This window comes from Streptomyces sp. H51, assembly GCF_035656535.1.
Classification (GTDB): Bacteria; Actinomycetota; Actinomycetes; order Streptomycetales; family Streptomycetaceae; genus Streptomyces.
The window spans coordinates 160,513-186,362 of record NZ_JAYMHD010000015.1 but is presented as its reverse complement, the minus strand read 5'-3'; the positions used below and the strand labels follow the sequence as shown (position 1 = coordinate 186,362).

Below are 25,850 nucleotides of genomic sequence, written 5' to 3'. Positions count from 1 at the left end.
AAGGTCCAGGTTTGGTTGGGTGGTCCGCAGCCCCTGGTTAACCTGCGAGTATGGCCCTCGGCACCGCATCCACCAGGTCGGACCACGCTCGCACCGTGCGCGACATGCTCGCCACGGGCAAGACGACGTACTCCTTCGAGTTCTACGCCCCGAAGACCCCGAAGGGCGAGCGCAACCTGTGGACCGCGCTGCGCCGAGTCGAGGCGGTGGCCCCCGACTTCGTCTCCGTCACCTACGGGGCGGGCGGCTCGACCCGCGCGGGCACGGTCAAGGCGACCGAGGCGATCGCCTCCGACACCACGCTGACGCCGATCGCCCACCTCACCGCCGTCGACCACTCGGTCGCCGACCTGCGCAACATCATCGGGCAGTACGCCGACGCCGGGATCCGGAACATGCTGGCGCTGCGCGGTGACCCGCCCGGCGACCCGATGGGCGAGTGGGTGCCGCACCCGCGGGGCCTGACCTACGCCGCCGAACTCGTCGAACTCATCAAGGCGTCCGGCGACTTCTGCGTGGGTGTCGCCGCCTTCCCGGCGATGCACCCGCGCTCCACCGACTGGGACACCGACGTCCGCCACTTCGTCGACAAGTGCCGCGCGGGCGCGGACTACGCGATCACGCAGATGTTCTTCGATCCGGAGGACTACCTCCGGCTGCGCGACAAGGTCGCCGCCGCCGGCTGCGAGACCCCGATCATCCCCGAGGTCATGCCGATCGGCAGCGTCAGGACGCTGGAGCGCATCCCGTCACTGACCAACGCCGCCTTCCCGGGCGCCCTGAAAGAGCGGATCCTCGCAGCGAAGGACGATCCCGCCGCTGTACGCTCCATGGGGATCGAATTCGCCACGGAGTTCTGCGCACGGCTGCTGGCCGAGGGAGTGCCCGGACTGCACTTCATCACGCTCAACAACTCCACGGCGACGCTGGAAATCTACGAGAACCTGGGCCTGCACCACCCCCCGCGGGCCTAGACCGGCCGCACGGGTGTACGACACACTCGTAGCGGCGACTGGGAGAGGGGCGTACATGGGCTATACGGTCCTCTACATCGCGTTCGGCATCGTCGCGCTGTGGCTGCTCGGTGAGGTGCTGCTGCAGTACAAGGCGCGCCTGCGCTGGAGGCTGATCGCGTTCGTCGGCTTCCTCGGCGTCGTGCTCGGGGTGATGATCCCGTCCGTCGTCGTCATCGGCCTGGGCGCGGCCGCCTTCGCGGTCGGACAGACCTACGTCACGCTGTCGTTCCGCCGCGGCTTCTCGTCCGGCTGGGCGGTCAAGCGCCCCGACGCGGACGCCGAAGGCGGCGGCAGCAAGCGCCGCCGCGGCCGGGTGGACCGTCAGGACCCGACGCCGGAGGTCTCCGACCCGGACGCGGCCGACGGCGGGTACGGCTCGCCTGCCGGGAGTGAACCCGCCTACGGCCAGGGCGACGACTACGACCGCGACGACGTCTTCACCCCCGTCCGCCAGGCCGAGCCCACCGCCGCCGAGACCACCGCGGTGTACGAGCCGCAGCCCCTGCCCGACGACACCGGCTCGTACGGCGTCTACGGCGACAACGGTTCGTACGCCGCCGCCGGCCAGGCCCAGGACCAGTACGCGACGGCCGACCAGGGCTACGGCTACGACGGCTACACGGGCTACGACCAGCAGCAGTACGGCTACGACGCCGGCGGCCAGCAGCAGTACGCCGCCTACTCCGACCCCTACATCGGCACCCAGTCCTACGGCGCCGGCTACGACGCGGGTTACGACCAGTACGGGCAGCAGGGCTACGGCCAGGACCAGTACGCAGGCGGCGGCTACGGCGGCGAGACCCCGCCCGGCGGCGTGTGGGTCCCGCAGCAGCGCACCGACGAGTCCTACGGCGACGGCCTCCCGCCGGAGCAGCCCTACCCCTACCAGGGCGACGACCAGGGACAGGGCCAGGGGCAGGGGCAGGGCAACGGCTACGACGAGCAGTACCGCTACTGACCGCTGAGGACGTCCCGGCGGCGGGCGGCCCGCACCGCGGGGCGTCCGCCGTCGTTCACTGCGAGCCGCGGAACTCCGGTCCCTCCACGATCAGTCCGGCCACCAGCGCGCCCGACATGCCGGCGTGCGGCAGCCCCCCACCGGGATGAGACCAGCCGCCGACCCGGTAAAGCCCCGGCAGCCGGGTGGTGTTGGCCGGGTGCAGGAAGCGGCCCTCGCCCGCGGCGAGCGCCGGAGCGGACACGGCTCCTCCGGGGGCGCCGGTGGCCTCCTCGCCGTCGAGCGGAGTGCGCACCTCACGCCAGACCAGACGCTCGCGCAGCCCCGGAATCGCCGCCTCGGCCCCGGCGAGCACCAGGTCCGCGACGCGTTCGCGGGTCTCGGGGCGGCTCCAGTCGGCCTGCGCCGGCACCATCGCCGACACGACCGCCGACTCGTGGTCCGCGTCGGGACGCAGGCCCGGGTCGTCCGGCCGCAGCACCGTCACCGTGGGCCGTACCGTCTCCGTGAGCGGCAGGGGCTCGTCCGACCCGTACAGCCGGTCCAGTTCGGCCTCCCGGTCGGGGGTGTGCACGACCGTGCGGTGCGCCCCGCCTGCCTCGCGCGGCCCGCGCAGGGCCAGCAGCACCCCGAACCGCCCGGCGCGCGGCGCGCCGCGGTCCGCGGACACGTCGCCCGCGGCGTCCAGTTGACGCTCCGTCAGCGCGTGCAGCCGGGCGGGGTGCAGACCGGCGACCACGAAGTCCGCCTCCGCGACCGTACCCTCGGCGAGTTCCACGCCCGCCGCCCGGCCGTCCTTCTCCACGATCCGCGTGACCTCGGCGCCGAAGACGAACTCGACCCTCCGGGCCGTGCAGCGCTCGTACACCGCGCGCGCCAGCTCCCGCAGACCGCCGCGCACGTACCAGGTGCCGAAGGCGTGCTCCAGGTACGGCAGTACGGCCGCGCTCGCCGGGGTGACGCGCGGGTCGAGCCCGAAGGCCAGGGCGTGGCTCTCCAGCAGCGCGGCCAGCCGCGGGTCACGCAGCTCCCAGGCGCCGACCTCGGCGAGCGTGCCGGCCCGGCGGGTGCGCAGCAGCCGCTTGTGCGGGACGGCGGGATACGGTTCCCGCCCGGCCAGCACCGCCCAGTTCGGCCACAGCGGTTCCTCCAGCAGCGGCCGGCGCGTGCGGTCCCAGGCCTCGCGGGCGCGCACCAGGAAGTCGCCCCAGCGTCCGCCGGTACCCGCGCCGAGCGCCTCGTCCAGGGCGGCGACCACACCCGCCCGCGAGGCGTTCGGCAGTGCGACCTCGGTGCCGTCGGCGAAGACGTGCCGCGAGGACGGGTCGACCTGGACCAGCTCGACGCACGCCTCCAGCGGCTCCTTGCCCGTCTTGACGAACAGGTCCCGCCACACCGCGGGCAGCGGCAGCAGTCCGGGACCGGTGTCGAAGGCGAAGCCGTCCCGCTCGAAGCGGCCGACCCCGCCGCCGTAGGTCCCCGCCCGCTCGTACACCGTCACCCGGTGGCCCGCGACGGCCAGCCGGGCGGCGGCCGCCATCGCGCCCATCCCGGCGCCGATCACCGCAATCCGTCCCATGCCCGCGACTTTATCGACCACCCCCGACACCCCGGCCGCCGAGGTCGGCGCGGCGACCGGCCCGCCGGGCACCGGTCCCGGGGTCCGCGCGGGGAGCTGAGTACGCGTACCTAGGAGAGGAGATGAGTACGCGCGCGGATGGGGCCCGGCCCGCCGGGACGAGAGAGTGGGGGCACGGAGACGGGCACGGCCGCGGCACCGGCGACACGGGGCGCCGGAACGCGGCGGCCCGCGATCCGCTCCTTCCGTCGGCCGGTGCCGGCGGGAGCGAGGCACGGGGGACCCGGGGGAACGACCGCAACGGGGGAACACGGGGAACACGGGGGAACACGGGAAGGCGCCGGTCCGAGGCGGCCCGCGGGGGACGCGGCCACAGCGGACCGGCGCCTTCCCATGTCATCTCCGGCGTGTCATCTCTGACGTGTCATGCCCGGCGTGTCATCTCCGGCGTGTCGTCTCCGGGCGGTCACGTCCAGTGGCCGCTCACCCTGCCCTGCAGCAGCCTGGACAGCGACGCGTGGACGTCGTCCAGGGAGCGCTCCGGCTGGAACGACTGCCAGTCCAGCGCGGCCACCAGGACCATGCCGACCAGTGCGGCCGCGGTCAGCGGGACGTCGATCTCGTCGCTGAACTCGCCGCCCGCCACGCCCTCGCGCAGCACGTCCTCGATGACGGCGATCACCTGCTGCCGCACCACCATGAGGGTGGACTGCCAGGCGCGGTTGGTGCGCCACAGCTCGGCCACGTACAGCTGGGTGAAGGACGGGTAGCGGGCGATGAAGGCCAGCCCGGCGCGGATCATCGCGTCCAGGGCGTCGACCCTGCTGCCGCCGTCGCGCGCCGTCTGCTCGGCCGCCTCCTTCAGGGACGCGGTCAGCAGCCCCACGCCGTGCCGCAGCAGCTCCTCGAACAGGACGGACTTGCTCGCGAAGTTGTAGTAGACCGTGCCCTTCGCGACCCCGGCTCGCTCGGCGATCTCGTCCACCGTGGTGGCGGAGAAGCCCTGCTCGGCTATGAGCGTGACGGCCGCCTCGTAGAGCTTCTGGCGGGTGGCCTCGCGGCGCGTGCTGCCGCCCGTCGTGGCGCTGCTGCTTTCCATGGTCCCGATTCTCACAGGAACCGGGCGCGCGGCACTCCTCTTGCGGATCACAGGCTCAGCTCCGGGTGCAGCCGGGCGGGCGTCCACACCTGCCGGCGGCGCGCCGCCAGCGCGGTGAGGGCGAGGGAGCCCGCGGTGAAGACCACCAGCACGGCGCACGCCGTCCACACCGGCGCCAGGCCGCCGCCGGTGACGAGCCTCCTGAGCGCCTCGACGATGTAGCTCATCGGCAGGAAGGGGTGGACGGCGTTGAAGAAGCCGGGACTGGTCTGTACGGGGTAGGTGCCGCCCGCGGACGTCAGCTGCAGCATCAGCAGGGCGAGCACCAGGATGCGGCCCGCCGCGTCGAAGCGCGCGTTCAGCCATTGCACGATCGCCGCGAAGCACGCCGTCACCAGGAACAGGAAGCCCACCGTGCCGGCCGCCCGCGCCATCTGCAGGCCGATCGCCCAGTGCAGCACCGACATCAGGGCCGCGGTCTGCAGCACCCCGATCGCCACCACCGGCAGCCAGCCCGCGAACGCGATCCGCCAGGCCGAGGCGCCGGCGGCGAGCGCGCGCCGGTTCATCGGCGGGATCAGCATGTACGCCACCATCGAGCCCACCCACAGCGACAGCGGGATGAAGTACGGGGCGAAGCCGGTGCCGTAGTTGGGCGCCTTGTGCAGGTCCCGGGAGGCGAGCCGCACGGGATCGGCCATGACCTCGGTGCGCCGGTCGCGGTCCTTCTCGTCGTAGTCCGGGATCTTCGCGGCGCCGTCGTGCAGTCCGCCGGCGAGTTTGCCGGAGCCGTCGACGAGCTTGTACAGGCCGCCGTTCAGGGTCTCGGCGCCCGACTTCAGCCTGCCGACGCCCTTGTCGAGGTCCGCCGCGCCGCTGTCGGCCGTGCCGAGCCCCTTGTGCAGCTGCTTCGCGCCCGCGGCGACCTGTCCGGCGCCCTCGTTCAGCTTGTCGATCTTCTTGACCGCGTCGTCGAGGTCCTCGGACAGGTGCGGGGCGCGGTCGGCGAGTGCCTGGGCCTGCTCCTGGAGGACGGCCAGCCGGGCGTCGAGCTTCTTCAGGTCGCCGTCCTGGTCGCCGACCAGCGTGTTCACGTCGTCGGCGACCGTCGCCACGTCCGCGGCCGCGTCCCTTGCCTTCTTCAGGTCCGGGCAGGCGGCGTCCGGCGGTGCGGCGTCCTCGCAGCGCGCCGTGTAGACGCGGTCCAGCGTGCGGGAGGCCGTGCGGGCGCCCTCCGCGGCGGCCGGCGCCGTCTTCACCAGAGTGGAGAGGTGCTCGCGGACGATCTTCGCGGAGTCGGCGACGAGCTGGGCGGTGTCCCCGATGCTCTTCTCGTTGTCCTTCAGGAAGGGCCCCACCTTCGCGTCGACCGCGTCGACCTTGTCCGCGAGCGTCTGCGTGCCGTCCGCGACCTGCCGGGAGCCGTCCTGGAGGTCGCCCGCGCCCTTGTCGAGCTTCTTCAGGCCCTTCGCCAGCCTGCCGCTGCCGTCCTTGGCGTCCTTCAGCCCGTCGGCCAGGGCCTTGGAGCCCTTCTCCGCCTTGTCGATGCCGCTCTTGAGCTTGTCGGCGCCGCCGGCGGCCCTCACGGTCGCGCCGTGGATGTCGGAGAAGGAGATGAAGATCCGGTCCAGGTACGACCGTGACGTCCTGGTGGACGCGGCCCGGCGGACCTCGCTGAAGACCGTCCGCGAGATCTGTCCGACGATGTAGTTGTTCGCGTCGTTGGTCCGTACCTGGAGCGCGCCCGTCTCGGGGGAGTCGCCGGCGCTGGAGGCGACGCGCCGGCTGAAGTCGGCCGGCAACGTCAGCGACAGGTAGTACGTGCCGTCCTCCACGCCCGCGCGTGCCTGGGCCGCGCTCACCTCGTGCCAGTCGAACGTCCTGCTCTCGCGCAGGCCCTCGGCGATGTCGTCGCCGGCCGTGATCCGCCTGCCGTCCGCGGTGGCGCCCTCGTCGGCGTCGACGAGCGCCACGGGGATGCGGTCCAGGCGCCCGTAGGGGTCCCAGAAGGACCACAGGTACAGGGCGCCGTACAGCAGGGGCAGCACCAGCAGCGCCACCAGGGCGGCCCGCGGCAGCCTGCCGCGGCCGAAGCGGCGCAGCTCAAGCGCGGCCAGTCGCGGCGAGCGCATCGGCCTCCTCCTTCCCGCGGGCGGCGGCGGATCCCCCGGTGGCCACCTTGACCGTGTCCCCGGCGTCCCCGGGCGCCTCGCTGCACACCGCCACGACCGTGGTGCCGGCCTCGGCGATCGACCTCAGCAGCGCCCACACCTGGACCCGCTCGGCGTCCGAGAGCTTCAGGTCGGTGTCGTCGACGCCGAGCAGGCCCGGCCGGCCGATCAGCGCGAGGGCGACGGACAGCCGCAGCGCCTCCAGACGCTCCAGGTCCCGTACGGTGGTACGCGTGCCCTTGGGCAGGGTGCGGGGGTCGAGACCGGCCGCGTCCAGCGCGGCGTCGATCCGCAGTCCGGCCCGCAGGGCCCGTTCGCCGCGCGGTTGCAGCAGCCCGCGCAGCGAGTCGCCGAACCGCCGCTGCAGCAGCGCCCGTTCGCCCAGGTGCTCGCCGACGGTCAGCGCCGGGTCGAGGTCGGTGACCCCGGCGACGTGCGCGAGCCCGCCGGCCTGCCGCACGGCCGCCATCTGCTTCGGCAGCCGCCACTCACCCACCAGGGCCGACCCCTCCGTCGGCTTCATCCGGCCGGTGAGCGTGAGCAGCAGGCATGTGCGGCCGGAGCCCGACGGTCCCTCGACCGCGATCAGTGAGCCGGGCTCCGCCTCGAACGTGACGTCGCGGAAGGCCCAGCCGCGCGGGCCCCTGACCCCGAGGCCGTGTGCCGTGACTCCCAGGCCGCCATCCGTGGCCCCGGTGGCCGTGATTCCGGTGGCTCCCGTGGCCGTGATTCCGGTCGCCGTGGCTCCGGTTCCGGGCATGGTCCTCCCCCCTCCCCATTATTTGAACTGACTGGTCAGTGCAAAAACTAGTCCGAACTTCAGATCGATGCAAAAGCCCAGGTCGCAACGGATTGTCAGTGGCATACCGCACGATGGGCACATACGGCATCCCGTAACAGGGCATGCCGTCCGTAGACGACAGGAGGTTCGTCATGGCCAGCTACCACGCAGCCGCCGCCCGTCGGCGCCGCGCCACCGGCCCTGCCCCCTCACTGACCGGACCGGCGAGCGACGTTCACCCCGTGCTGCGCCGGGCCACCGCCCCGCCCGCGGCCCTGGACCTGCTCGCCCAGGCCCGCGCCGGACTCGACGAGGCCGCCGTCCTGGAGACGCCGAACGAGCGCTACGCGACGGCGCATCTCGCCGCCCTGCGCACCGCCGCCGCGGTGCTCGCCGCCCGCGGACGCCCGGAGAGCAGCGCCCGGCGCCGGGCCCGCATCCGGAGCGCCTGGGAAGTGCTCCCCGAGATCGCGCCCGAACTCGCCGAGTGGAGCGCGCTGTTCGCCTCCGGCGCCCGGCGCCGCGCGCTGGCCGAGGCCGGCATCCAGGGCGCGGCCAGCCGCCGGGACGCCGACGACCTGATACGCGACGTGGCGATGTTCCTGCGCCTCGTCGAGCGCATGCTCGTCCTGCAGCCCGTCCTGCCGCAGCCGCGCCAGGACGCCGACCGCCCGGACAACGGCCCGGACGGCCCCCGCGACATGCCCGACGCGGGATGAGCGGCGTCCGCCGGTGCGCGGCGCGGCCGGGCACGCCACCGCGGTGACCAGGGACGGCGGACAGGCAATAGGGTGGAAGACGCCTGAGGCCTTACCGTCCCGCCACCCCGGGCCGGGAAGGCAGCCCGTTCGCTCCGCCCCGCACAGGCGGTGCCGCGCCGAGGAGTCAACTGCCGTGTCGGACCCGATGCGCCCGCCCGTCTCCCACCAGCACGCCCACACCGCGTCGCTGCGCTCCGATCCCCCTCGGCCGCGTGCCTCGCTGCGTACCGCCGTGGTCTGGGAGGTCCTCCAGGACGCCCTGGACCGCCTGGTCAAGACCACGGGACGGCAGACGCTGGACGTCCTCGACACCGGAGGCGGCAGCGGCAGGTTCGCGGTGCCCGTCGCCGGCCTCGGCCATCAGGTCACCGTCGTGGACCCCAGCCCCAACGCCCTGTTCGCACTGGAGCGCCGGGCCGCCGAGGCCGGCGTCGCCGACCGCGTCCGGGGCGTCCAGGGCGACGCCCACGGCCTGTTCGACGTGGTCGAGCGCGGCGGCTACGACGTGGTGCTGTGCCACGGCGTCCTGGAGTACGTCGACGACCCGGCCGAGGGCCTGCGCAACGCGGTCGCCGCCCTGCGGTCCGAGGGCGTCCTGAGCCTGCTCGCCGCCGGTCTGGGCGGCGCCGTCCTCGCCCGCGCCCTCGCGGGCCACTTCAAGGAGGCCAAGCAGGCCCTGGAGGATCCGGCCGGCCGCTGGGGCCAGGGCGACCCGATGCCGCGCCGCTTCACCGCCGGGCAGCTCACCGAGCTGGTCGAGGGCGCGGGCCTGCGGGTGGGCGCGGTGCACGGCGTGCGGGTCTTCGCCGACCTCGTGCCCGGAGTGCTCGTGGACACCGAGCCGGGCGCCCTGGAAGCCCTGCTGAAGCTGGAGGAGGCGGCGGCCGAACTGCCCGCCTTCCACTCCGTGGCCACGCAGCTGCACGTGCTGGGTGAGACGCGGGGGACCGGAGAGGCCTGAGTACCTGCGGTGCCGCGCCGCTGATCAGGGACTTGTGTGCGGATGGTGTACGCCACAGGCCACCCGATCGGGCGGTCGGCGCCGTATGATCGGAGGAGACCACCCGGCATGACGGGTCGGCCGCTGGGGAATGGAAGACTCAGCGAGCCGGGACGTCCATGGCGGGTTCCGGTTGGCCAATTGGCGCAGAGGGGCGGGTTTCACGGGGGCGATTCCCTGCCTATCCTGAAGGGACCCCCGGGTCGCCCCGGCGACTGCACGATGAGGAGGACTCCGTGCCGCTCTCGGAGCACGAGCAGCGCATGCTCGAGCAGATGGAGCGAGCGCTGTACGCCGAAGATCCCAAGTTCGCGTCGGCGCTCGAGGGAAGCGGGCTGCGTACGTACACCCGGCGGCGGGTCTACCAGGCGGTCGCGGGCTTCCTCGTAGGTATCGCGCTCCTCATGGCTGGAATGGTCGCGAAGCAGGTCTGGCTCAGTGTGGTGGGGTTCCTCGTCATGCTGGGCTGTGCGGTGCTCGCCGTGACCGGCTGGCGCAAGGCCCCCAAACCGGGCGAGCACCCCGCCGGCGCGCCGCACGGGCGCCGTCAGGGCCGGCCGAAGCGCTCCATGATGGACCGCATAGAAGAGCGCTGGCAGCGGCGTCGCGACGAGCAGGGCCACTAGCCCGCTCCCGGCCGACGCCTCCGCAGACATCCCTGAGGGGGTGACCACCACGGTGGTCACCCCCTCAGCCATACCCCGGCCCCGCCACCCCACCGAGGGCACGGAAGCCCGCCCGCACACGCAGGCGCGGCATCACGGCGCCCGTGGCCCGGGATCCGTGGTCCGGCGCCCGTGGCCCGTGGCCGGGCGGCGTGGTCCAGCGCCTGTCGCCCGGCGTCGGCGAGTCGGCGGCTGCCGGTTCGCGGTCTGCCGGGGCGGTGCGCGGGGCGTCGGTGGTCAGTTGGTGTGTTGGCCTGAGGGGCGGCGGGACACAGTGGACCAGCGGTCGGCGGTGCGGGTCTTCAGGGCTGTCCATCGGTCGGTGAGTTCCCACACGGCGCGGACGGCCGAGCGGGGCGCGATCACCGCCCGTACCCGCGTGGTGCGGCCGACCCGGGAGCGCAGAGCCGCGCGCATGCGGTGGACGGCGTCGGGAAGGCCCGGCACGGCCTGCGGGCGGGGAGCGAACAGGACCTGCTCCACGGCGCCCGCGACCTGGTGCACCGATTCCGCCGCCGTCGGGTCCAGCTGCCCGAGCCGTACGATCCGCGCGGCGGCCTTGCGCGGGGTGAGCGCGTCGTCCGGCACGATGCCGTAGTCCCAGGCGGTGTCGACGAGCTCGCGCCAGACGGCCAGGACATGGCGCGCGGCCGCCTCCGCCGCGTCCCCGGCATCCGGCTCGATTCCGCCCGACGCGGCGTGCTGGGCGGACGCCAGCCGCACCGAGCGCCGTCGCAGCCGCCAGACCATGGGCAGCAGCGGCACGGCGACCACCAGCAGGCCGAGCAGCGCCCAGCCGCCGATCCGGTACCAGGGCGGGCCGGCGTCGTCCTTCTGCGTCGGCCCCGTCGGCAGCGCGTTGCCGCACGCCTCCAGCTTCTTCTCCTCCGCCCCGCAGCCGGCACTCGCCGAGGGCTCCGCCGACGCGGACGCGCCCGCCGACTGCGAGGGCCGCGCCACGTCGGGGAGACTGTTGCCCGGCGTGTCCGTCTGCGTGTACGAGGGAGTCGACCCCCGGTTCGGGGTCGGCTCGAAGCGGGTCCAGCCCACGCCCTCGAAGTACAGCTCGGGCCAGGCATGGGCGTCCTTCAGCCCCACCGACACCGAGCCGTCCGCCTGCGGTGTCCCCGGCGCGAAGCCCACCGCGACCCGGGCCGGTATGCCGAGGCTGCGGGCCATCGCCGCCATCGCGAAGGAGAAATGGACGCAGAAGCCCTGCCTGTCCTTCAGGAAACGGGCTATCGCCTGCGGCCCGGTGCCGACCTGCACCCGGGTGTCGTAGTCGAAACCGCCGGTCACGGCGAAGTAGTCCTGGAGCCTGACCGCCTGCTCGTAGTGGCTCGTCGCACCGTCGGTGACCTCGCGGGCGGTCCGGGCGACCACCGCGGGCACGGAGTCCGGCAGCTTGGTGTACTCGCGCTTCAGCTCCGCGGACGGCTCGGGCGCCTCGGCGAGCTGCTGCGCCGTCGGCTCCACGCCCAGGCTCTTGACCAGGTAGGTCCTGCCCCGGGTGGTCTGGCCGTGATCGCCGACCAGTGTCATGCCGACCGGTTCGTAGCGCCACTTGCCGTCGATCTCCACACCGCTGGGCGGGTAGGGCATCGGCAGCCAGTCCTGGGCGTACCAGTCGGCCGCCGTGATACGGGTCAGGATCTGCGTGCGCCGCACGTCCGCGCCGAGGCCGGCCGGCGTCGGGAACTCGTCCGGCACACCCTCGATGTGCCGCTTGGCCGGCTTCCACGTGCTGCCGTCGAAGTCGTCGAGGGAGACGATCCGCAGGTACAGGTTCGAGATGTCGTCGCTGTTGGTCCTCAGGGACAGGACCTGACGGTCCGAGTCCACGTTCAGGCTGTCGCGCAGCGACACCAGCGGGTTCACCGCGGAGATCGTGCCGCCGCTCCCGCTGCCGGAGCCCACACCCGTGCCGGCGCCGTCCAGCAGACCGCCGTTCATCGCGGGCAGGGCCAGCGGCACCGCGAGGGCGATGCCCAGCGCGACCGCGCCGATGCGCCGTCCGGTGCGGACCGGCGCCACCGCGCCGCTGTCCCGGCCGGGCGTGCGCTGCACGGTGGCGAAGACGCGGCCCCACTGAGAGAGCCGGTCCCGGCCCTCGGCCAGCAGCAGCATCAGGTAGCCCGCGGCGGCGACCAGGAACCACAGCCAGTCGGCGCCGCCGTCGGACAGACCCGCGGCGACCGAGTACAGCGCCAGCAGCGGCAGTCCGGCCGGGGCCGCGCTGCGGAACGTCACGGCGACGGTGTCCACCGCGAGGCCGATCACCAGGACCCCGCCGATCAGCATCAGCCGTATGCCGGCGGACGTCAGCGGCGCCGGGACGGCGTACCGCGCGATGTCGTCGGCGCCCTGCCGCAGCAGGTCGGCGAAGTGGCGGAAGGCCTCCGGACCCGGGACGAACCCGGCCACGGCCTGCGCCCGCGCGAAGACCAGGGTCAGCAGCATCAGCGTCACCAGCGCCTGCGCCGCGACGGTCAGCGGCCGGGCCAGCGGCACCCGCCGGGTCGCCGCGCCCACGCCCGTCTGCACCGCCAGCAGGACGGCCGCCTGCAGGATCCAGGTGGCCGGGTCGACCAGGGGCAGCAGGGCGCACGACGCCATCAGCGTGGCCGCCCAGGCGCACAGCGCCAGTCGTGCCCGCCCGCTCATGAACCCGCCCCCTTGATGCCCGTCCGGCCCGCCCCCGCCGTGCTCGTCCGGCCCGCCCCCGCCGTGTTCGTCCCGCCCGCCCCCGCCACGCTCGTCCCGCCCGCCCACTCCGAGCCCGTCCCGCCCGCAGCGGCCAGGCCCGTGCGCTCCCGGTCCGCCTGCCGCCACAGCGCGTCCAGCGAGGCGCCGCGCGGCACGCCCAGCGCCGTCCAGCCCGCATCCCGCAGCATCCGCAGCCGCTCCCCGCTCCGGTCCGACGGCCCGGGCACGTCGGTCGGTTCCCGCACCCACGAGCCGCTGTCCAGCACGAACGCGAGGGCGCCCCCGCTGCGCTGGCGCATCTTGGCCGCCACCGCGGCCTGCTCCTCGTCGAGGTCGCCGAAGAAAGCCACCAGCAGGCCCTCGTTCCCGCCGCGCAGCACGTCGTACGCCCGCGACAGGCCCGTGCCGTCCGAGTGGTCGATCACCGCGAGGGTGTCCATCATCAGCCCGGCCGCGTCGGCCGTCTCCTGGCTCGCGCCGGCGAACCCGTCGGCGCCCTCGCCGGGCACCGAGTTGCCGGTGTCGGTCAGCATCCGCACCGAGAACCCCCGCTCCAGCATGTGCACCAGGACGGACGCCGTGCCCGAGACGGCCCACTCGAAGGCGGAGTCGGGGCCCGCCCCCCGGAAGGCCAGGCCCCGGGTGTCGAGGAGGACCGTGCAGCGGGCGCGCTGGGGCTGCTCCTCGCGGCGCACCATCAGCTCCCCGTAGCGGGCGGTCGAGCGCCAGTGGACGCGGCGCAGGTCGTCGCCGTACCGGTAGCCGCGCGGGATGACGTCGTCCTCGCCCGCCAGGGCCAGCGAGCGCTGCCGCCCGTCGCCGTACCCCTTGGACTCGCCGCTCAGCCGCACCGGCGACAGCGCCTCCACCCGCGGTATCACCGTCAGGGTGTCGTACGTCGAGAACGACCGGGTCAGCTCGCACATGCCGAACGGGTCGGTCAGGCGCAGCTGCAGCGGGCCCAGCGGGTAACGGCCGCGCAGGTCGGAACGGACGCGGTAGGAGACCTCCCGGCGGCCGCCCGGCTCGACCCGGTCGAGCACGAAGCGGGGCCGCGGGCCGAGCACGTACGGCACCCGGTCCTGGAGCATCAGCAGCCCCGTCGGCAGCCGCGAGACGTTGTCCATGCGCAGGTGGACGCGGGCCTCGCTGCCGGCGGGCACGCGCGCGGGGGACAGGCGCCGACTGCCGGCCACCCGGTAGCGGGTGCGGTAGAGGACCAGCGTGCAGACCAGGGGCAGCGTGGCGAGCAGCAGGCCGACCCGCAGCAGGTCGCTCTGCCCGAGCACGTAGGCGCAGACCGCGGCCGCGACACCGGCCGCCAGGAACGAGCGCCCGCGGGTGGTCAGGCCCGCCAGGGCGGCCCGGACACCGCCCTTCTCGCCGCGGTCGGCCTCCGGGTCCCCGGCCTGGCCGGTGGTCATCACAGCCCCCGCGGCTGCCGGCCGTACGCCGGGCCGTGGCCGCCGAAGCCTTGCTGCTGGGGCGCCGCGGGCACGGGCGTGCGCTGCAGGATCTCCTGGACGACCTGCTCCGCGGTGCGGCGGTTGAGCTGGGCCTGGGCGGTGGGCAGCAGACGGTGGGCCAGTACGGCGACGGCGAGCGCCTGCACGTCGTCCGGCAGCGCGTACTCCCGCCCGCCGAGGGCGGCGGACGCCTTGGCCGCGCGCAGCAGGTGCAGCGTCGCGCGCGGGGAGGCGCCGAGTCTGAGGTCGGGGTGGGTACGGGTGGCGGAGACCAGGTCCACCGCGTACCGCCGGACCGTTTCGGCGACGTGCACGCCGCGGACGGCCTCGATCAGCTTCGCGACGTCGTGCGCGTGCGCCACCGGCTGCAGGTCCTCCAGGGGGGACACCCCGCCGTGCACGTCGAGCATCTGCAGCTCGGCCTCCACGCTGGGGTAACCCACCGACACCCGGGCCATGAAGCGGTCGCGCTGCGCCTCGGGCAGCGGGTAGGTGCCCTCCATCTCGACCGGGTTCTGCGTGGCCACCACCATGAAGGGGCTGGGCAGCTCGTAGCTCTGCCCGTCGATGGTGACCTGGCGCTCCTCCATCGACTCCAGGAGCGCCGACTGCGTCTTCGGCGAGGCGCGGTTGATCTCGTCGCCGATCACGATCTGCGCGAAGATGGCGCCCGGCTTGAACTCGAAGTCACGGCGCTGCTGGTCCCAGATGGACACACCGGTGATGTCCGAGGGCAGCAGGTCGGGCGTGAACTGGATACGCCGCACCGAACAGTCGATGGACCGGGCGAGCGCCTTGGCCAGCATCGTCTTGCCCACGCCGGGGACGTCCTCGATGAGCAGATGGCCCTCGGCCAGCAGCACGGTCAGCGAAAGCCGTACGACCTCGGGCTTGCCCTCGATCACTCCTTCCACGGAACTGCGGACCCGCTCCACAGTGGAAGTCAGATCACCAAGGCTCGCTCGATCGTCATAGGTCGTCACCCGGCCCTCCTCGGCCCGTTCTTTCTCCGGGCCGACGCGCCGCGACTGCGGACCGGCCCACCCCTGGAACACGGACACCACACGTGAATGGTTCCGTGTGACACCCCACCACGCATTCTTGCTGCCGTTACTGATTCGTGTCACTCGCCTGTGGACAAGTGCTTTCGATATGTCGGTTCTTACGACCTTTTGGGCAGCCCGCGGCCGGGATCGGCAACGGAACGACGACGGAGGCGCGGACGGTGACGGGGGGTGGGACCGGGACGCTCAGGACGGGTCGATCTCGCGCAGCAGGCCCGTCTTCACGTCGAAGACGAAGCCGCGCACGTCGCCGGTGTGCAGCAGGAACGGCGAGGTGCGCACGCGCTGCATCGACTGCCGCACGTCCTGGTCGACGTCCCGGAAGGCCTCGACGGCCCAGGCCGGACGCTGGCCGACCTCCATCTCCAGCTCGTGCCGGAACTCCTCGGTGAGGGACTCCAGGCCGCAGCCGGTGTGGTGGATGAGGACCACGCTGCGCGTGCCGAGCGCGCGCTGGCTGATGGTGAGGGAGCGGATCACGTCGTCGGTGACGACGCCGCCGGCGTTGCGGATCGTGTGGCAGTCGCCCAGTTCCAGGCCGAGCGCGGCGTGCAGGTCGAGACGGGCGTCCATGCAGGCCACGACCGCGACCTGGAGGACCGGACGGGCGTCCATCCCGGGGTCGATGAAGGCGGCGGCGTACCGCCCGTTCGCCTCGACGAGGCGGTTGGTGACGGTTTCGCCCGTTATGGCGCTCTGGGGGTTTGCGGGAACCGATGCAGAAGTCGTCATACCCATGACGGTACTGGTCACCTGCTGTCCGGTCGCGGTGTGAGGGTGAGAAAAGAGCGTCGTCACGGTCTTCTTGTGAGGTACCCCACAGGGGTGGCGCAGGCGCGGCCGTGCGGGTGAATTTCCCTGATTCGCCGCTTCGCGTGCCTGCCGGACCGCGACGCGCAGGCCGGTTGATTGACCGTGGGACCAGGTGGACTAAAGTGGCGCGAAAGCGGGAGACGAGGCTCTCCCTGCTGGACTGGAAACCCCCGGAGACCCCGGCCACCACCCGGAGATCTCCCCACGTGCGCGGCGCGTACGTACGGCTCGGCCTCCTCCCGCTCTCCGGTCGGCTGACGCTTCCGGCGGCGGCGGGCCTCCCCTTCGTGCGGGGGTCCCCGGCGTCGGCCGGGGAGGGCGTGGACCCGGCGGTGCGTGCGGCCCCGCCGGACCTGAGAGGGCCCCTTGAGCAGCCAAAGTCGACACGTCCCGGTGATGCTCCAGCGGTGCCTGGACCTGTTGGCCCCCGCCCTGCAGCGGCCGGGAGCGGTGGTCGTCGACTGCACGCTGGGCCTCGGCGGCCACAGCGAGGCGCTGCTGACCCGGTTTCCTCACGCAGCGCTCGTCGGCCTCGACCGCGACAAGGAGGCGCTGCGGCTGTCCGGCGAGCGGCTGGCCCCGTTCGGCGAGCGGGCCACCCTCGTGCACGCCGTGTACGACGAACTGCCCGAGGTGCTGCGCCGGCTCGGCATCCCGCGCGTGCAGGGCGTCCTGTTCGACCTCGGCGTCTCCTCCATGCAACTGGACGAGGCCGACCGCGGCTTCGCCTACGCCCAGGACGCCCCGCTCGACATGCGCATGGACCAGACGACCGGCATCAGCGCCGCCGAGGTCCTGAACACCTACCCGCCGGGCGAACTCGTCCGGATCCTGCGGGCCTACGGCGAGGAGAAGCAGGCCAAGCGGATCGTGTCCGCCGTCGTGCGCGAGCGGGAGAAGGAGCCGTTCACCACCAGCGCGCGGCTGGTGGAGGTCATCCGGGACGCGCTGCCACAGGCCGCCAAGCGCACCGGCGGCAACCCGGCCAAGCGCACCTTCCAGGCCCTGCGCATCGAGGTCAACGGCGAACTCGCCGTCCTGGAGCGGGCGATCCCGGCCGCCGTGCGGGCGCTGGACGTCGGCGGACGGATCGCCGTGCTGTCGTACCACTCGCTCGAGGACCGGCTCGTCAAGCAGGTGTTCGCGGCCGGAGCCGCCTCCACCGCGCCGCCCGGGCTGCCCGTCGTCCCGGAGCGCTACCAGCCCCGTCTCGAACTGCTCACGCGCGGCGCCGAACTCCCCACCGAGGAGGAGGTCGCCGAGAACCGCAGGGCGGCGCCGGCACGACTGCGCGGAGCCGTGCGCGTCCGGGAGGACGCCGAATGAGCCGGGGCACGGGACACCCGAGGAGTGAGTACGGCGGGGAACCGGACTCACTGGAGGGCGCGTGAGCACGAAACCCGAACCCAGGAAACCGGAACCCAGGAAACCGGAACGCAGGACCCCGGACCGCGCGAAACCGGAACGCCGGAAACCGGAACGCCGGAAACCCGAAGCGAACGAGCGTGAACCGGGAAAACGCGAACCGCGGAAACGTGAACCCGGGAAACGCGAACCGGACGAGCCGGGGGCCGGGAGGCGCGAGCCCGGCGGAACGGCGAAGAAGCCCGAGCTGCGCGGCCGGGCGGCCCGGCTCGCACGGCTCATCCCCGGCGCGAGAGCGCAGGGGCACGCCGCCCGCACCCCCTTCGTCCTGCTCGTCGTCGTCCTCCTCAGCGGCGGCCTGCTCGGGCTGCTGATGCTGAACTCCGCGATCAGCGAAGGCTCGTTCAAACTGGACGACCTGCAGCGGGACACCAAGAACCTCACCGACGAGCAGCAGGCGCTCCAGCGGGACATCGACTCCTACTCCGCTCCCGACGCCCTCCAGCGCCGTGCCCGCGAGCTCGGCATGGTCCCCGGCGGCGACCCCGTCTTCCTCGGCCCCGACGGCACCGTGAAGGGCGTCCCCTCCGCCGCCGCCCGGCAGTCCGCGGCCCGCGCGCCCGGCGTCGTACTGCCGCCCGAGGCCCTCGCCGCGACCTCCGTCCCGGCGGCCGCCCCCGCCCCGACCCCGAGCCCCGGCAGGTGACGGAAGTGTCCGACAGGCAACCGCCGCGCCGCCGGGTCCCCGGCCCCGCCCGGCCCGAGCGCTCCCCCCGAGCCGTGGTCGGCCAGCGCCGTCCGGGCCCCGGCGCCCGCCCCGCCCGCCGCCCGGCGCCCGGCCGGGCCACCGCCCCGCGCCCGCTGAAGCTGGGCAATCCCCGCCCCCGCCTGCGCATGGTCGGCGTCGGCCTGGCCCTGGTGCTGACCGCGTTCACCGTCCGGCTGTTGCAGGTGCAGGCCGTCGACGCGAGCACGTACGCCGCCAAGGCCGAGCAGAACCGATACGTGGGCCACGTCCTGGCCGCCGCCCGCGGCGGCATCACCGACCGCAACGGCGTGGCCCTCGCCACCAGCGTGGACGCGTACGACATCACCGCCGATCCCACGATGTTCACCCGCAAGCAGCTGAAGGTCGGCGACGGCCCCGAGCAGGCTGCCGCGCTCCTCGCGCCGATCCTCGGACAGGACCAGGAGACGCTCGTCAGGAAGCTGCGCCCGAAGAACAAGAAGCTGCAGTACGTCCTGCTGGCGAGCCGGCAGACCCCGCAGGTGTGGACCCAGATCAAGGACCTGAAGTCGGCGCTCGCCGCGAAGTCGGAGACGGACGCCTCCACCGCCAACGTCCTGGCCGGCGTCTTCTCCGACCCCAGCAGCAAGCGGGTGTACCCCAACGGCGACCTCGCCGCCGGGATCCTGGGCTGGGTCAACGCCGAGGGCAAGGGCGGCGGCGGCATCGAGCAGCAGCTCGACAAGCAGCTCACCGGCAAGGACGGCAAGATCCGCTACGCCCAGTCCGGCGGCCGGCAGGTGCCCACCGCGGGCTCCACCGAGACGCCCGCCGTGCCCGGGGCCGACGTCGAGCTGACCATCGACCGCGACATCCAGTGGGCCGCGCAGCACGCCATCACCGAGCAGGTGAAGAAGTCCGGGGCCGACCGCGGCTACGTCATCGTCCAGGACACCCGCACCGGCGAGATCCTCGCCATGGCCGACTCGCCGGGGTTCGACCCCAACGACCTGACGAAGGCGGACTCCTCCGCCATGGGCAACGCGGCCCTGCAGGACGCCTACGAACCGGGCTCCACCGCCAAGGTGATGTCGATGGCCGCCGTGCTGGAGGAGAACGTGGCCACCCCGCTGACGCACGTCGTGGTGCCCAACCGGCTGCACCGCGGTGACCGCCTCTTCAAGGACGACGTCAACCACGGGACGTGGAACCTGACGCTCAACGGCGTGCTCGCCAAGTCCAGCAACATCGGCACCATCCTGGCCACCGGGCAGCTCGGCAGGACCCAGCGGCAGGCCAACAAGGTCCTCTACTCGTACCTGCGCAAGTTCGGCCTCGGCAGCTACACCGGGCTGGGCTTCCCCGGCGAGACGAAGGGCATCCTCGCGCCGCCGGACCAGTGGTCCACCTCGCAGCAGTACACGATTCCTTTCGGCCAGGGCGTGTCGATCAACGCGATGCAGGCGGCGTCCGTCTACTCGACCATCGCCAACGGCGGCGTACGCGTGGAACCCACCCTCGTGCGCGGCACGAAGGGAGCCGACGGACGCTTCGAGGCCACGCCGAAACCCGAGAAGACACGGGTCATCAGCGCGAAGACGGCCAAGACCCTCGCCGAGATGCTGGAGTCGGTGGTGAGTGACCGGGAGGGCACCGGCACCAGGGCACGCATCCCCGGCTACCGCGTCGCGGGCAAGACGGGCACCGCGAACCGGGTGGATCCGGCCACCGGCGAGTACCGCGGCTACACCTCCTCGTTCGCCGGATTCGCCCCCGCCGACAAGCCGCGCGTCACCGTCTACTGCGCCATCCAGAACGCCACCGAGGGAAGCTACTTCGGCGGCCAGATCTGCGGACCCATCTACAAACAGGTGATGGAGTTCGCGCTGAAGACCCTCCAGGTGCCGCCCACCGGGGCCGAGCCCGCCAACCTGCCCGTCAGCTTCACACCCTGATCAGCGCCGACCAGCCAGGACCCTCCGTGACCATGATCACTCCCGACCCCGGGAACCAGACGCCGCCCACGCCCTCGCTTCGCCCGCAGGCGGGTGCGCCCGGTACGCTCACCGCCGTGCCACACGCTGATCAGTCCCAAACCACCCAGAAGGGCGCATCCGTGACATACCCGGGTCCGCCCAGACCGGTGCGGGTCCCCGCGACACCCCTCGCGGAACTCGCCGGTCAGCTGGGTACCGCCGTGCCGGAGACGACCGCGGAGGTCACGGGCATCACCCACGACTCACGAGCCGTGCGCCCGGGCGACCTCTACGCGGCGCTGCCCGGAGCCCGGCTGCACGGCGCCGACTTCGTGACTCAGGCGGCCGGCCTCGGAGCCGTCGCCGTGCTCACCGACCCGGCCGGCGCCGACCGCGCCGCCGCGACCGGCCTGCCGGTCCTGGTGGTCGACGACCCGCGGGGGCGGATGGGCGAACTGGCGGCCACCATCTACGGCCACCCGGGCCGCGACCTGCTCCAGATCGGCATCACCGGCACCTCCGGCAAGACCACCACCGCCTACCTCGTCGAAGGCGGCCTGCGGACCGCGCGGAAGACCGGCCTGATCGGCACGGTCGAGATGCGCGTCGGCGACGAGCGCATCAAGTCCGAGCGCACCACGCCCGAAGCGACCGACCTGCAGGCGCTGTTCGCGGTCATGCGCGAACGCGGCGTGGAGGCCGTCGCCATGGAGGTCTCCAGCCACGCGCTGGTCCTCGGCCGGGTCGACGGCTGCGTCTTCGACATCGGCGTGTTCACCAACCTCAGCCCGGAACACATGGAGTTCCACTCCGACATGGAGGACTACTTCCGGGCCAAGGCACGGCTGTTCACCCCCGAACGCAGCCGCCTCGGCGTCGTCAACGCCGACGACGAGTACGGCCGCCGGCTGGTGAAGGAGGCCGGCGTGCCGGTCGTCACCTACTCCGCCGAGGGCCACCCCGACGCCGACTGGCGCGCCGAGGACGTCGAGATCGGGCAGCTGGACTCGACGTTCACCGTGGTCGGCCCCCGGGGCGAGCGCATCGCCGCCAAGTCGCCGCTGCCGGGCCCCTTCAACGTGGCCAACACCCTCGCCGCGATCGTCGCCCTCGCCGCGGCGGGACTCGACCCGCAGGCCGCCGCCGACGGCATCGCCGCCGTGCCCGGCGTGCCGGGCCGCCTGGAGCGGGTGGACGCCGGGCAGCCCTACCTCGCGGTGGTCGACTACGCCCACAAGACGGACGCCGTCGAATCGGTGCTGCGCGCGCTGCGCAAGGTCACCGAGGGCCGGCTGCACGTCGTGCTCGGCTGCGGCGGCGACCGGGACCGGACGAAGCGGGCCCCGATGGGCGCCGCGGCGGCCCGGCTCGCCGACACCGCCGTACTGACCTCCGACAACCCCCGCTCCGAAGACCCCCTCGCGATCCTCGCGACCATGCTCGAGGGCGCGGCGTCCGTGCCGGCGCACGAACGCGGCGAGGTCCAGGTCTTCGAGGACCGGGCCGCCGCGATCGCCGCGGCCGTCGCCCGCGCCCGGCCGGGCGACACGGTGCTGGTCGCCGGGAAGGGCCACGAGCAGGGCCAGGACATCGCCGGGGTGGTCCGTCCCTTCGACGACCGCCAGGTGCTTCGCGAAGCTATCCAGAAGACCCAGGGATGAACTTGTGATCGCCCTCTCCCTCGCCGAGATCGCAGAAGTCGTCGGCGGGCAGACACACGACATACCGGACCCGTCCGTCCTGGTGACCGCCTCGGTCGTCCGGGACTCCCGGGAGGTGCAGCCCGGGAGCCTGTTCGTCGCCTTCGTCGGCGAGCGCGCGGACGGCCACGACTTCGCCCGGCAGGTGGTCGAGGCGGGCGCGGTGGCCGTGCTGGGCTCGCGCCCCGTCGGCGTCCCCGCGATCGTCGTCGACGACGTCCAGGCGGCCCTCGGCGCCCTCGCGCGGCACGTCGTACGACGCCTCGGCGCGACCCTCGTGGCCCTCACCGGCTCGGCCGGCAAGACCAGCACCAAGGACCTGATCGCCCAGGTGCTGCGGCGCAAGGCGCCGACGGTGTTCACCCCGGGCTCGCTCAACAACGAGATCGGGCTGCCGCTCACCGCCCTCAGCGCCACCGAGGAGACGAAGTTCCTGGTGCTGGAGATGGGCGCCCGCGGCATCGGCCACATCCGGTACCTCACCGGCCTGACGCCCCCCAGGGTCGGCCTGGTGCTCAACGTCGGCACCGCCCACATCGGCGAGTTCGGCGGCCGCGAGCAGATCGCCCAGGCCAAGGGCGAACTCGTCGAGAGCCTGCCCCCGGCGGACGAGGGCGGCACCGCGATCCTCAACGCCGACGACCCCCTCGTGCGCGCCATGGCGTCCCGAACCAAGGCGAAGGTGCTCTTTTTCGGAGAATCCGATGAAGCGGACGTACGTGCCGAGAACGTGCGACTCACGGACAGCGGACAGCCCGCCTTCAGGCTTCGCACACCCTCCGGTGCAAGCGATGTGACCATGCGCCTGTACGGTGAGCACCACGTGTCGAACGCGCTCGCCGCGGCCGCCGTCGCCCATGAGCTGGGCATGTCCGCGGAAGAGATCGCCACCGCGCTCTCCGAGGCGGACTCCCTCTCCCGCTGGCGGATGGAGGTCACCGAGCGCCCGGACGGCGTGACCGTCGTCAACGACGCCTACAACGCCAACCCGGAGTCCATGCGGGCCGCGCTGCGCGCGCTGGCCGCCATGGGCCGGGGACGGCGGACCTGGGCGGTGCTCGGCAAGATGGCCGAGCTCGGGGACGAGGCGCTCGCCGAGCACGACGCGGTCGGGCGGCTCGCCGTCCGGCTCAACGTCAGCAAGCTCGTCGCGGTCGGGGGCAGGGAAGCGTCCTGGCTGCAACTGGGCGCATATAACGAGGGTTCGTGGGGTGAGGAGTCGGTGCACGTGTCCGACGCACAGGCGGCGGTCGACCTGTTGCGCAGCGAGTTGCGCCCGGGGGACGTCGTACTCGTGAAGGCGTCCCGTTCGGTCGGTCTGGAGAGCGTCGCCCAGGCGCTGCTCGCGACCGGTACCGAGGGTGAGGTCGCGGCCCGATGATGAAGCAGATCCTGTTCGCGGGTGTCATCGGTCTCTTCCTCACCCTGATCGGCACCCCGCTGCTGATCAAGCTGCTGGCCCGCAAGGGCTACGGCCAGTACATCCGCGACGACGGCCCGCGCGAGCACGCCAGCAAGCGCGGTACGCCGACGATGGGCGGCATCGCCTTCATCCTGGCGACGATCGCCGCGTACTTCCTGAGCAAGGTCATCACCGGCTACCCCCCGACCTACTCCGGACTGCTGGTCCTGGGGCTGATGTTCGGCATGGGACTGGTCGGCTTCCTCGACGACTACATCAAGATCGTCAAGCGGCGTTCGCTGGGTCTGCGGGCCAAGGCGAAGATGGCCGGCCAGCTGATCGTCGGCATCGCCTTCGCGGTGCTGTCGCTGATGTTCGCCGACTCGCGCGGCAACACCCCGGCGTCCACGAAGCTGTCGTTCATCACCGACTTCGGCTGGTCCATCGGCCCGGTGCTGTTCGTCGTCTGGGCACTGTTCATGATCCTGGCGATGTCCAACGGCGTGAACCTGACCGACGGTCTGGACGGCCTGGCCACCGGCGCCTCGGTCCTCGTCTTCGGCGCCTACACCTTCATCGGCGTGTGGCAGTTCCAGGAGTCCTGCGCCAACGCCACCACGCTCACCAACCCGGGCGCCTGCTACGAGGTGCGCGACCCGCTGGACCTGGCCGTCGTCGCCTCCGCGCTGATGGGTGCCTGCCTGGGCTTCCTGTGGTGGAACACCTCGCCCGCCAAGATCTTCATGGGCGACACCGGCTCGCTCGCCCTCGGCGGCGTCCTCACCGGCCTGGCCATCCTCTCCCGCACGGAGCTGCTGGTGGCCATCATGGGCGGCCTGTTCGTCCTCATCACCATGTCGGTGGTCATCCAGGTCGGCTCCTTCCGGCTCACCGGCAAGCGCGTCTTCCGGATGGCCCCGCTCCAGCACCACTTCGAACTCAAGGGCTGGTCCGAAGTCCTCGTGGTGGTCCGTTTCTGGATCATCCAGGGCATCTGCGTCATCGTCGGACTGGGCCTCTTCTACGCGGGATGGGCAGCGGACAAGTGACCGACTGGCAGGGCAAGCACGTCACCGTCGCCGGGCTCGGCGTCTCCGGCATCCCGGCGGCCAAGGTGCTGCACGGGCTCGGCGCGAAGGTCACCGTCGTCAACGACGGCGACGACGCACGCGCGCGTGAGCAGGCCGCGGAGCTGGAGGCGCTCGGCGTCACCGTCCGCCTCGGTGACGGCGCGACCCTGCCCGACTCCACGCAACTCGTCGTCACCGCGCCCGGCTGGAAGCCGGACAAGCCGCTGTTCACCGCGGCCCGCGCGGCCGGCGTCGAGATCTGGGGCGACGTCGAGCTGGCCTGGCGGCTGCGCGGGCCGGACGCCGCCCCCTGGCTCGCGGTCACCGGCACCAACGGCAAGACCACGACGGTCCAGATGCTGGCGTCGATCCTGAAGGCGGCCGGCCTGCGCACCGCGGCCGTCGGCAACATCGGCGTCTCGCTGCTCGACGCGGTGCTCGGCGACGAGCCGTACGACGTCCTGGCCGTGGAGCTGTCGAGCTACCAGCTGCACTGGGCGCCCTCGCTGCGCGCCCACTCCGCCGCCGTGCTCAACCTCGCCCCCGACCACCTCGACTGGCACGGCTCCATGGAGGCGTACGCCGCCGACAAGGGCCGCATCTACGAGGGCAACCGGGTCGCCTGCGTCTACAACGTCGCCGACAAGGCCACCGAGGACCTGGTGCGCGCGGCGGACGTCGAGGAGGGCTGCCGGGCGGTCGGCTTCACGCTGGGCACCCCCGGCCCGTCCCAACTCGGCGTCGTGGAGGGCATCCTGGTCGACCGCGCCTTCGTCGAGAACCGGCACAAGAACGCCCAGGAGCTCGCCGAGGTCTCCGACGTCCGTCCGCCGGCCCCGCACAACATCGCCAACGCCCTTGCCGCGGCGGCCCTGGCGCGCGCCTTCGGCGTCCCCGCCAGGGCGGTGCGGGACGGCCTGAGGGCCTTCACGCCGGACGCCCACCGCATCGCGCACGTGGCCGACGTGGACGGGGTCGCGTACGTCGACGACTCCAAGGCCACCAACACCCATGCCGCGGAAGCCTCGTTGGCGGCGTACGAGTCCATCGTCTGGATCGCGGGCGGACTCGCCAAGGGCGCCACCTTCGACGAACTCGTCGCCAAGTCGGCAAAGCGACTTCGCGGCGTGGTGCTCATCGGCGCGGACCGCGCCCTGATCCGGGACGCCCTGGCGCGACACGCCCCCGAAGTACCCGTCGTCGACCTCGACCGGACCGACACTGGGGCGATGCTCCAGGCTGTCCAGGAGGCCGGTCGGCTCGCCGTCCGGGGCGACACGGTCCTGCTGGCCCCCGCCTGCGCCTCCATGGACATGTTCGCCAACTACAACAAGCGCGGTGACGCGTTCGCGGAGGCGGTTCGCGAACTCGGCGCGGGCACCTGACGACCGGCCTCGGCCACGGCGGGTGCCTCGGGACCCTTGGAGGGACGCGTGACTCGGATGTGGCCCGGGTGGGGCCGGCGGTCGTCCGCCGGCGGTGCGGAGCGGCGGCGGGCCGCGGTGCCGGAGGAGGGCGGCGCGGGGACTCC

The 25,850-nt window shown here is 73.0% G+C and carries 20 protein-coding genes; 12 read left to right on the top strand and 8 right to left on the bottom strand.

Going from position 1 to position 25,850, the window contains the following annotated elements; all coding sequences use genetic code 11:
• The first annotated feature begins 50 nt into the window (after positions 1 to 50).
• Positions 51 to 974, top strand: coding sequence for a methylenetetrahydrofolate reductase [NAD(P)H] (gene metF / locus VKA29_RS04000; RefSeq protein WP_324783745.1), 924 nt, complete (start codon positions 51 to 53; stop codon positions 972 to 974).
• Positions 975 to 1,029: 55 nt separating this feature from the next.
• Entirely contained in the window at positions 1,030 to 1,974 is a 945-nt protein-coding gene (locus VKA29_RS03995) for a hypothetical protein (RefSeq protein ID WP_324783744.1), read from the top strand.
• Between the two features lie 55 nt (positions 1,975 to 2,029).
• On the opposite strand, the gene VKA29_RS03990 is transcribed toward VKA29_RS03995, so the two are convergent.
• From VKA29_RS03990 to VKA29_RS03975, 4 genes are all read right to left on the bottom strand, one after another.
• On the bottom strand, positions 2,030 to 3,553 hold the full coding sequence (locus VKA29_RS03990) for an NAD(P)/FAD-dependent oxidoreductase (RefSeq protein ID WP_324783743.1): 1,524 nt from the start codon (positions 3,551 to 3,553) through the stop codon (positions 2,030 to 2,032).
• Between the two features lie 466 nt (positions 3,554 to 4,019).
• The gene (locus VKA29_RS03985; protein ID WP_324783742.1) at positions 4,020 to 4,652 is read right to left on the bottom strand and encodes a TetR/AcrR family transcriptional regulator; all 633 of its coding nucleotides are present in this window, start codon (positions 4,650 to 4,652) and stop codon (positions 4,020 to 4,022) included.
• A gap of 47 nt (positions 4,653 to 4,699) precedes the next feature.
• A complete protein-coding gene (locus VKA29_RS03980; protein WP_324783741.1) occupies positions 4,700 to 6,784 on the bottom strand; it encodes a YhgE/Pip domain-containing protein in 2,085 nt (694 codons plus the stop codon).
• Positions 6,756 to 7,583, bottom strand: a complete 828-nt coding sequence (locus tag VKA29_RS03975; RefSeq protein WP_324783740.1) for an ATP-binding cassette domain-containing protein — start codon at positions 7,581 to 7,583, stop codon at positions 6,756 to 6,758. The genes VKA29_RS03980 and VKA29_RS03975 overlap by 29 nt, the downstream gene beginning before the upstream one ends.
• A gap of 173 nt (positions 7,584 to 7,756) precedes the next feature.
• On the opposite strand from VKA29_RS03975, the gene VKA29_RS03970 reads away from it, so the two are divergent.
• The 3 genes from VKA29_RS03970 (at position 7,757) to VKA29_RS03960 (ending at position 9,991) form a co-directional block, all read left to right on the top strand.
• The gene (locus VKA29_RS03970) at positions 7,757 to 8,323 is read left to right on the top strand and encodes an SAV_6107 family HEPN domain-containing protein (protein WP_324783739.1); all 567 of its coding nucleotides are present in this window, start codon (positions 7,757 to 7,759) and stop codon (positions 8,321 to 8,323) included.
• A 175-nt stretch (positions 8,324 to 8,498) separates the two neighbouring features.
• The gene (locus tag VKA29_RS03965; RefSeq protein ID WP_324783738.1) at positions 8,499 to 9,326 is read left to right on the top strand and encodes a methyltransferase; all 828 of its coding nucleotides are present in this window, start codon (positions 8,499 to 8,501) and stop codon (positions 9,324 to 9,326) included.
• 275 nt (positions 9,327 to 9,601) lie between these two features.
• Positions 9,602 to 9,991 (top strand): DUF3040 domain-containing protein, encoded by a 390-nt coding sequence (locus tag VKA29_RS03960; protein ID WP_324783737.1) that lies wholly within the window; start codon positions 9,602 to 9,604, stop codon positions 9,989 to 9,991.
• Between the two features lie 276 nt (positions 9,992 to 10,267).
• Here the strand turns inward: VKA29_RS03960 and VKA29_RS03955 are convergent, their stop codons facing one another.
• The 4 genes from VKA29_RS03955 to VKA29_RS03940 form a co-directional block, all read right to left on the bottom strand.
• Positions 10,268 to 12,694: a DUF3488 and transglutaminase-like domain-containing protein gene (locus VKA29_RS03955; protein ID WP_324783736.1), complete on the bottom strand. Its 2,427-nt coding sequence runs from the start codon at positions 12,692 to 12,694 to the stop codon at positions 10,268 to 10,270.
• Complete coding sequence (locus tag VKA29_RS03950; protein WP_324783735.1) at positions 12,691 to 14,160, bottom strand: DUF58 domain-containing protein; 1,470 nt, start codon at positions 14,158 to 14,160, stop codon at positions 12,691 to 12,693. The genes VKA29_RS03955 and VKA29_RS03950 overlap by 4 nt, the downstream gene beginning before the upstream one ends.
• Entirely contained in the window at positions 14,160 to 15,185 is a 1,026-nt protein-coding gene (locus VKA29_RS03945) for a MoxR family ATPase (RefSeq protein ID WP_324783734.1), read from the bottom strand. Before VKA29_RS03945 ends, VKA29_RS03950 begins: the two co-directional genes overlap by 1 nt.
• A gap of 267 nt (positions 15,186 to 15,452) precedes the next feature.
• Positions 15,453 to 15,998 carry a carbonic anhydrase gene (locus tag VKA29_RS03940; RefSeq protein WP_324783733.1) on the bottom strand — a complete coding sequence of 182 codons (546 nt, stop codon included), beginning with the start codon at positions 15,996 to 15,998 and terminating at the stop codon, positions 15,453 to 15,455.
• Positions 15,999 to 16,445: 447 nt separating this feature from the next.
• Between VKA29_RS03940 and rsmH the strand changes: the two genes are divergently transcribed.
• From rsmH to murD, 7 genes are all read left to right on the top strand, one after another.
• Positions 16,446 to 17,405, top strand: a complete 960-nt coding sequence (gene rsmH / locus VKA29_RS03935) for a 16S rRNA (cytosine(1402)-N(4))-methyltransferase RsmH (protein ID WP_324783732.1) — start codon at positions 16,446 to 16,448, stop codon at positions 17,403 to 17,405.
• Positions 17,406 to 17,466: 61 nt separating this feature from the next.
• Entirely contained in the window at positions 17,467 to 18,150 is a 684-nt protein-coding gene (locus tag VKA29_RS03930; RefSeq protein ID WP_420718432.1) for a septum formation initiator family protein, read from the top strand.
• A 5-nt stretch (positions 18,151 to 18,155) separates the two neighbouring features.
• Entirely contained in the window at positions 18,156 to 20,126 is a 1,971-nt protein-coding gene (locus VKA29_RS03925) for a penicillin-binding protein 2 (protein ID WP_324783731.1), read from the top strand.
• A 161-nt stretch (positions 20,127 to 20,287) separates the two neighbouring features.
• Positions 20,288 to 21,808, top strand: a complete 1,521-nt coding sequence (locus VKA29_RS03920) for a UDP-N-acetylmuramoyl-L-alanyl-D-glutamate--2,6-diaminopimelate ligase (RefSeq protein ID WP_324783730.1) — start codon at positions 20,288 to 20,290, stop codon at positions 21,806 to 21,808.
• 4 nt (positions 21,809 to 21,812) lie between these two features.
• Positions 21,813 to 23,228, top strand: a complete 1,416-nt coding sequence (locus VKA29_RS03915; RefSeq protein WP_324783729.1) for a UDP-N-acetylmuramoyl-tripeptide--D-alanyl-D-alanine ligase — start codon at positions 21,813 to 21,815, stop codon at positions 23,226 to 23,228.
• On the top strand, positions 23,228 to 24,298 hold the full coding sequence (mraY, locus tag VKA29_RS03910) for a phospho-N-acetylmuramoyl-pentapeptide-transferase (RefSeq protein ID WP_324783879.1): 1,071 nt from the start codon (positions 23,228 to 23,230) through the stop codon (positions 24,296 to 24,298). Before VKA29_RS03915 ends, mraY begins: the two co-directional genes overlap by 1 nt.
• On the top strand, positions 24,280 to 25,704 hold the full coding sequence (gene murD, locus VKA29_RS03905; RefSeq protein WP_324783728.1) for a UDP-N-acetylmuramoyl-L-alanine--D-glutamate ligase: 1,425 nt from the start codon (positions 24,280 to 24,282) through the stop codon (positions 25,702 to 25,704). Before mraY ends, murD begins: the two co-directional genes overlap by 19 nt.
• Positions 25,705 to 25,850: the final 146 nt, after the last annotated feature.